Here is an 8,552-nt window from a genome sequence, read left to right as displayed (position 1 = left end):
AAATTCATTCATTTCAGTCCTTATATTATGAAGTTTTACTTTTTTTGTTGAATATGGCATTTCATTATCTTCTAGCAATTTTTTATACTCTTGCCATACTTGATTTCCTACTAAACTATCTCCATTTGATAATTCTATTTCTCTGGATAAAAATAAGCTTACTTTTTCTACATTATCATCTATAAGTTCCATTCTGTCCGAAACTTTTTCCATATTTAGATTGCCAACTAAATCATAAAAAAATAAATCTATATTTTCATCGTTTCTTCTATTTCCTTCTTTATACAAATATCTAGAAATATCTTCATAGTATTTACCAAACTTCTTATTAGATAAAATTTCTTTCATACTATCTAAATATAAAGTAAATTCCTTATTAACTCTTATATCATTCTTATAAACATTCTTTGAATCTCCATAATCAAAGAAATATACTTTTGAATTCTCTTTTTTAGAGGATCTATTAATTCTTCCCATTAGCTGTTCTTCGCTATCCAGCTTAGATATGCTCTTAAATCCTACATCCATATCAATGTCTACACCAGCTTCAATTACTTGTGTTGCCACTACTATTATTTTTTCTTCATTATTTATATATTTAATCAATTTTTTTCTATCGGATAAACTAGTATTTCCAGTTATTAAAATAAGCTTTGTATCCTCTAGTTTACCTAAATCTTTTAGTTTATTATAAAATTCTTCCGCAGATTTTTTAGTTATAAATTCTATCAGAACCTTTTTATCTTTATACTCTAATATTTTTTCAATTAACTTTTCTTCAATATCTTCATTTTCTGATAATAAACTGTAATCTGCTATGACCCTATCTTTAAATACTGTATGTTCGAAATATTTTTCTCTATTTTTAATTAGATTTTCACTATTGTTCTTCGTATTTTCCCCTAATAACATATCTAGTTTAGGCAAAGTTGCAGACATTATAATTATTTTTATATTCATCATCTGAGACATAGCCTCTAAAAATCTTATAATTTCTGACCATATCGTTATTTTGTAACTTTGTATTTCATCTAATACTATTACAGAGTTGCATAGTTGGTGAAAGGCAAATGCATCTTCTTTTTTATTTCCAAATAATGTTTTAAATAACATAACATGAGTAGATAAAATAATTGGGTAATTTAAAAACTGCCTATCTAAAAGGGTTACAATATCTCTTTTGCTTTCATATAGCTTTTCATTGCTATCTCCATCATAATTTTTATCGCTCTTCAATTTAAATAAGGAATTTACCACAGCTACTTGAGACATTACATTTTCTTTTCCCTCAAATATTTTGTTTATCGACTCTAAATTTTGCTCTACAAGAGTGTTAAAAGGATAAATATAAAATATCTTATTTAATTTTTTATCATTTTCTATTAGCTTGAAGCTAAGATTCATGGCTGTATTACTCTTACCACTTCCTGTAGGTGCTTCTAAATAAAATATATTTTTTTCTTTGTTTTTATTTAGTTCATCTTCTGCATCAATAAATAGTTCACTTCTGAGAATGTTTATTCCTTCTTTTCCAACTTCTTTTACATCTACTCTATTATTTCTGTAGTTATTTATAGCCTTGTAGATATCACCATTTTTATAACTTCCATATATTTCATCAAAATACTTTATATTTCCTAAGTCCTGAATTTCTAACTCATTCATGTACTCAGTTGTTGCATAATAATCACTTGCTACAAGCATAGAATACATTAATCTTGACAAAGTATATATTTCAATAGATGCGTTAAATTCTTTTAATCTTACTGTATAACGATCTAAAAAAATATTCCCATATATTACTTTTATTTCGTCATTGAATTTACTTCCTTCGATGTTTTTCACATATATTTTATTTTCAAGTAATTCTTCAAGTAATTTTTTTTCTGCCTCTATCTTCAGATTCTTTTTATCTGGACTTGCTTCATTAAATTTACTTGTATATTCCTTTAGGTTTGATAAATAGCTATGATGTCTTGATATTATAAAGGAAAACATCAAAATAAATATCCTCATTAATTTTTTTATTTCTTTTTCTAATTCATATGAATCCAATAAACTTTCAAAGTAATCTATATAAATTATAGAGGAAAGTTCTGAATGATAAGATTTTAATGTTTCATCTGGCTTTTTTTCTTTGGCAAATTTTGGATTTTTCATTTTTTCACTTTGAAATAAAGGATTAATCTTGCCAATATCATGAAAAGTTATTATATTAAATAAAGCTAATCTAAAAAATTCAACTTCTTTATCATAATATTTATTTTCTTCTGGAGTTTTAAAGAATATTTTTTCAAATTTTTCTACGACATCTGATATTTCTTTTTCTTCAAAAATTCTAATAAAATATTTTTCGCATCTTTCTAGATGTTCTATTAATTTTTCTTTTTCTGCTTGACTATTACCATCTATTCTATGTGCATAATAATCGTCACTATTAACTATTATATTCTTAATATCTACAAAATATTTTTCTACTTTCATTTTTCCTCCTATAAATAAGGCTGCCTCAAAGGGCAGCCCAATTATATTTTAATAAAAAGCAAGGACACCATCTTTTGAATCAAATAAACTTTCATCATTCTTTATTTCTATTAACATATTTGTAAAAACAAGTGATACTGTCTCATATTTATTTAACTTTCCATCTAATGATAGGGGAAGTCTTTCTTCATATTTGAAAAAACTAATTGAATATTCTTCTTCCAAGTCCTCAGTTCCTTCTAAATCTATTTTTCCAATATCTTTAGGATATAAAGATTTTATAGAAATACTATCACCTATAAAACTTTTCTTTTCTATCTCTATTTTTTCAGGAGACGATATATCAGCTAAATGATCATTTTTACCAAGGTATGGTGTATATATCGTTTTCCTATTTAATATATATTCTGCTATATTTTTTGCCTCATCAGTATCTAAGATAATATATATATCCCAAGATGGATCTTCTAGCCACTGCTCTTTAACTATTAAGTTTCCACCTGTTTCCTTTGAAGCATATCCTACTGAGTTATTAAAGGTATGCACTTTTTTAGCTATATATTCACATCCTTTTGATGGCGTAATTGAAACTTTTAAGTCTTTTAATTTTTCGTAAAACTCTGGGTATTCTTCAATATACTCATCTTTTTTAGTCTTTGTCCATTTTTTCTGACCATATCCATCATATCCAACAATAGCACCTAACATCCCCAACAATGCCACCTTATGTATATGACCATAAGTAAAGTATAAGTAAGTGTTTACATCTGGTTTCTTGAAAAAGGCATTTTTTCCACTAAGAGTAAACTTTAAAGCCTCTATCATATCTACACCTCTTTTTGAGTTATTATATTTAGAATCTTACCTGAAAATTCTCCTGTTCTAAGTTCTGTTGTATAAGGATTATAATAAACTTCAACACTCTTTATTTTATCTTTTATATCTTCTAATATAGCTGAACAAGCAGATATATCTATTATATTTTTTTCATCGCCTTTTTCAAAATAAATATACTCACTTAAATTTGGTAAGTATAATTCCTTATCTGTTTCTACGAACAATGCAAATTCATTTTCGCATCCTTCTTTTGCATTTGTTGCAAATGCTGTTGCTGATACCAGAGCTGTTCTCTTGAAGTTCTCATAATCTGCATCAGTATAACCTTCTGTAATAGCATCTCCATTAGCATCTTTCATTTCTTCATAACCTTTATATGCCAAAGAATTTACTACAAACGGATAGAAATAATGAGCTTCATCACTTGTTATTTTCGTACCTAATGTTGAATTTTTAGCTTCATCAGATGAAGATTCATTATTTTTTGAAGGTTTTACCTTTGAATCTCTAAATGGAGATAATATTTGCTGCTCCTCTGCAACAGTTTCTTCATACTTATTGATACCTTGTCCAAACTGAACTGCACCTGTAATGGAAATATTGCTTCCTTCTTCTGCAAATGTTGCTCCAAAATTTTTAACATCTACTGCAGAAAATAGATTTTTCAATACCTTATCTGCATCTTTTTCTTTCTTTAAATCTTCTACTTCAAATATTTGTTCATATCTTTCTTTTAAAGATCTTGGTACTATCGTATTAGTTTTATCTGATATTCTAAGACTCTTGATATATAAAACCTTTTCGCCTTCATTTTCCCACATTTTTTTCATAGTGTACTTAAGAGCTTTATCACTTCCATAAACTGTACCGTCTGACATAGACTTTGGATATCCTGTGAAATCTGCATTCCAGTTAGCCATCATTGATGATATTCCTAACACTCCGTATACTCTTTTTTCCATTTTACTTTACCTCCTATAAATCCTTTTCTTCATTTAAATCTGCATTATCTTCAATACTTTTTTTCTTATATATAATATTATCTCTCAAATATCCTGCTATTATAGCATCCTGATTTACTTTTCCTTTTGCTTCATATACAGCAATCATTCCGTACAAATTATTAAATCTAGCTCCACTTGTAGATAAATCATAATTATATTTTTTAAAGAATCTAAGTAGTCTATCCTTTATCATTGAATCATTTTTTGCATTTAAAAATGGATTTGCTAGAGAATGTTTTTTATCCTTTGATTTATTTAAAGATATATAAAAGTTAACTAGCTGACCTATTGCAAAATAATATTCTTCATCACTTTTTATTATTTTTTCAGCTTTATTATTTATTTTTTGATCTAGTTCTTTTTCTATTGAAATATAGTCTGTACTCATATCTTCATCTCCTTCAAAATACTCTTTAAAAGACAGATACATATTAAATTGATATATTGCCTTTTTGATATATCCATTGTCTATCGAATACTTTACGATTTTGGGGAAAATAGTATTTACAACTCTTTTCATCCCCCTTTCATCATCATTGTAAAGCCATTGAAAAATTGAATTTCTTGATAGTATAATATAATTTTTGAAATTACTCTTATCAAAATCTCCCGCAAGTTTAATATCACCTTCATCTTCAAAGTAATTATTTATAAGAAATTTAAAAAACATAATTTCATTTAATTCACTTTGAATGATTTTCTTTTCGTTGACTTTTCCAAAAACTTCATCTAAGCCTATATTCCCAGTATGGTTTTTATAATGGAATTCTTTTTTTAATTTGTTATTGTATTCATTAATAATGTCCTGATAAAAAATTCCTGCTTCTTCTCCTGTTTTTCTTTTAATTAATACTAGATTTAATATATATCCTGAAAATCCATTTTCTGGAGCTTCGCCACTTTTACTAGCTACTATTAACTTTTCATCAACGGCATTATCATTATTATCCAAGTAGATAATATTCTTTCCTGCGCTTACTTGGTTCATTAAATAATCGAAGAAGGATTTTTGTAAAAGAGCTTCTTCGGACTCTATCAAATACGGTACCGTATTTTTTTGATTTTTATGTTCTAAGAATATTTTTTTTGAATTTAAACCCATGTTGTCATTCGGCAATCCCAAAATATTGCCGTCTACTTCAACACTGTAGTTGTTGTTATTATACAATTTCATTAGCAAATATCTCTGATTTTCTCTTATATATTTCTCTTTATCTGCTTCAAAGAAAATTTTAAGATATACTTTGCCACCACTAAGAGTAATCTTTTGATCATTTACTCTATCTTTTATAATATTTTCTTCATTGATATTTAATATATTTTCCAATATCCATGACTTTGATTTTTCCAATTCACTTTGATCTACATCACCTAACTTTTCTCTTACTTTTTCATACATTATTTTTTCAGAAGCTTTTGTATACTTGATTTCAGGATTTGACAGTATTTCATAATAGTTATTGATTACTTTCTCTGTTAACTTTCCACTATGAAGATTCTCTTGCTTTATAAAAAAACTTAAATAGTTATTCGAATGTATAACTTTCTTCCCATCAATAGGCTTGTTCATATCAATAAGTTTACTATTATAGTCAAAGAAGCATAACTCATCATAGTTAATCGGTTTATTTTCTACTGTTTTACTTTTTTTATCAAATTTTATAAAGCTATGATCTAAAGAACCGTCTTTCCTTACTATGATATAGTCTCCATCTGCCAGTATATAACTATCTAAAATAACACTATCATCATCACCTTTAAATTCTTTAAAAATTTCCAGACAATCTTTTAGCATGACTTCACCTCCTTTTTAATACCATCTATAGTTGCAATATCCATAGCCCCTACTGTTCATCTCTCCTATTCCAACACCTAAGGAAAAATATGCTATTTTCTGAGCCATTTCATCTTCAGAAATCTCTAGAGATAACTTATCTCCCAATAAAGAAATTTCTTTATAATGACTCTTTATAGGTTTCTTATTTAAAAATGTAATTGAATTATAAAGTTTAAAATCTTCATCAATTTTATTTTTTGAGTAATCATTATATTTTTTAACTAGATTTTCAAATATCCTTCTTTCAAATTCATCTAATGAAATACACTCTTTCCAATATCCATTTTCTGTTTTTAAAATAACTGGTGTAATATTATATATTTTTTCAATTAATTTTTTAGGAATTATTCTAGATTCTGTAACAATTCCCTTTATAGAATCTGTCGAATGATTATTAAGATTTGAGAAAACATTTTCCGAAAGTTCATCATTTACAGTTCTAATATTAAAAACATACAAAGCTCCTTTCTTATAGATCTTATCTTTTTCAATAGGCCAAAATTGATTGAAATTATACATTTTATAACCTATATCTTCGTGGAACTTCTTCCACCTTTCATCCTTTCCCAAGGCACTATCTATAAATTTGCTTATCTCACTTGTTACATCAATGGAAGATATGTCTTTTAATAGATAGACTTTTACTTTAATCTCTCTTACCTTCATAATAGCTCCTTTCTTATATTATCTAAAATAATGACATTTACTATCTAACTCAATTCTATTACTACTTTCCACTTCTGTCAAGACACTTTTTTGTAATTTTCAGTTTTTTCTTTTTCTTCTTATTTTTACAACTTTTGTTATGGTTAATCAATTAGAAATATATAATCTAAAATAAATTTCAAAACGACAATCGTTTCGGTTTATCTTATCCAATAGATTATACATCAAAAAGTATTGCTATTCAATAAAAAATCGTTATACCATAAATTTTTTTATTATATCAGAAAAAATTTGAATTAACATTTAGAAAAATAAAGTACTAAAAGAGAATTGAGATTAATAGATTATATAACTTACATTTAAAAAGACGTGCCAAAAATGACACGCCTTTTATTATAAGATTATACATATATAAATATAATTGTAATCTTTATCTGTTTTCTAATTCTTCTATCTTAGAAACAACACTATCTGATACAGTATTTACTCCACCTACTATAACATTGTTTGTTATCTTAGAATCCTTTACATAGCTTGAAATACTGCTTGGTAAGTTGTTCTTCTTTACCAACATTAATGGTGCATTGTCTTTACTTACTAATTCTCCTGCAACTAGTGCGTCTGAGAATAATTCACCACTTGCAAATACTGATGTAGTTGCATTTGGTCTTAATGACTTAGCTATTATCTGTGAAGTTTCATATCTATCAGCTCCTGCAAATCTTGTTATCTTCTGCTTAGTGTATTCCTTAAGCTTAGATTCTACAGAGTTAGATACTGAATTTACACCACCTGTGATATAAATCTTTCCATCCTTCACATTATCTAATGACTTAATTGTGTATTCAGATAATGTATCCTTACTTGTTAGAAGTATTGGTATTTCATTTTCAACAGCTAATGGAGATATTGAAAGTGCATCTGGGAATACCTGTCCACTTGCGATTATAACATCGTTAATTCCCTTAGCTCCAGCAGCCTTCATTCTTTCTGCTATAAGCTTAGATGTTTCATATCTATCCACACCGTTTATTCTATCTATCTTGTAACCCTTGCCTTCTAATGTCTTCTGTTCATCTAGTGATATACTCTTTTCTCCACCTACTAAAATTACCTTTTCTACACCTAATCTCTTTAATTCCTTTAATGTTTCATCTGGAATATTATCGAAGTTAGTGTATAGTATTGGAGCCTTTATAGTCTTTCCATAAGGCATTGCTGCAAGTACATCTGAGAACTTTTCTCCGTTTGCTAGTATTACAGTCTTTGCTCCATCTGGATATGCAGACTGTGAAACCTTAACTGCAGTGTCGAATCTATTTGATCCAGCTATTCTATCTGAAGTAACCTTGCTTGCTGGAGTGTAAGATCCTCCTCCACCGCCGCCACCTGATGATGAACTACCTCCTGATGTATTTCCTTCTACAGGTGCTGTCTGTGGATTTGCTACTTTATTTATTGCTTCTTCTCCTGCAGTCTGTGCTTCTGTTACTCCTTGTGGATTTTCTGCTTTTTTAATCGCTTCTATTGCTGTAGACTGTGCAGCTTTTACTTTTTCTTCTGCTGCAGTTATATCTTCTTCACTTGCTCCTTGTACACCTTTTATTTCATCTATCTTTTTTTCTGCTGCAGCATTTATTGCAGCTTCTGCTTCAGTCTGTGCTTTTTCCAGTGCTGTCTGTGGATTTGCTACTTTATTTATTGCTTCTTCTCCTGCAGTCTGT

At 27.9% G+C, this 8,552-nt stretch carries 6 protein-coding genes; all 6 read right to left on the bottom strand.

Annotation, left to right across the window (positions count from 1 at the left end; genetic code table 11):
- Positions 1 to 2,484: CRISPR-associated helicase/endonuclease Cas3 (locus BMY82_RS08745; RefSeq protein WP_091976170.1), on the bottom strand; the 2,484-nt coding region annotated here is incomplete at its 3' end.
- A 48-nt stretch (positions 2,485 to 2,532) separates the two neighbouring features.
- Complete coding sequence (cas5b, locus tag BMY82_RS08740) at positions 2,533 to 3,309, bottom strand: type I-B CRISPR-associated protein Cas5b (RefSeq protein ID WP_307759963.1); 777 nt, start codon at positions 3,307 to 3,309, stop codon at positions 2,533 to 2,535.
- 2 nt (positions 3,310 to 3,311) lie between these two features.
- On the bottom strand, positions 3,312 to 4,283 hold the full coding sequence (locus tag BMY82_RS08735; RefSeq protein ID WP_091976169.1) for a type I CRISPR-associated protein Cas7: 972 nt from the start codon (positions 4,281 to 4,283) through the stop codon (positions 3,312 to 3,314).
- 13 nt (positions 4,284 to 4,296) lie between these two features.
- Complete coding sequence (locus tag BMY82_RS08730) at positions 4,297 to 6,120, bottom strand: hypothetical protein (RefSeq protein ID WP_091976168.1); 1,824 nt, start codon at positions 6,118 to 6,120, stop codon at positions 4,297 to 4,299.
- A 15-nt stretch (positions 6,121 to 6,135) separates the two neighbouring features.
- Positions 6,136 to 6,828, bottom strand: a complete 693-nt coding sequence (cas6, locus tag BMY82_RS08725) for a CRISPR-associated endoribonuclease Cas6 (RefSeq protein ID WP_091976167.1) — start codon at positions 6,826 to 6,828, stop codon at positions 6,136 to 6,138.
- Positions 6,829 to 7,258: 430 nt separating this feature from the next.
- Positions 7,259 to 8,552: cell wall-binding repeat-containing protein (locus BMY82_RS08720; RefSeq protein ID WP_091976166.1), on the bottom strand; the 1,294-nt coding region annotated here is incomplete at its 5' end.

The sequence above is a fragment of the Peptostreptococcus russellii genome (genome assembly GCF_900110295.1).
GTDB lineage: Bacteria > Bacillota > Clostridia > Peptostreptococcales > Peptostreptococcaceae > Peptostreptococcus > Peptostreptococcus russellii_A.
This window is presented reverse-complemented; position numbering and strand designations above follow the sequence as displayed.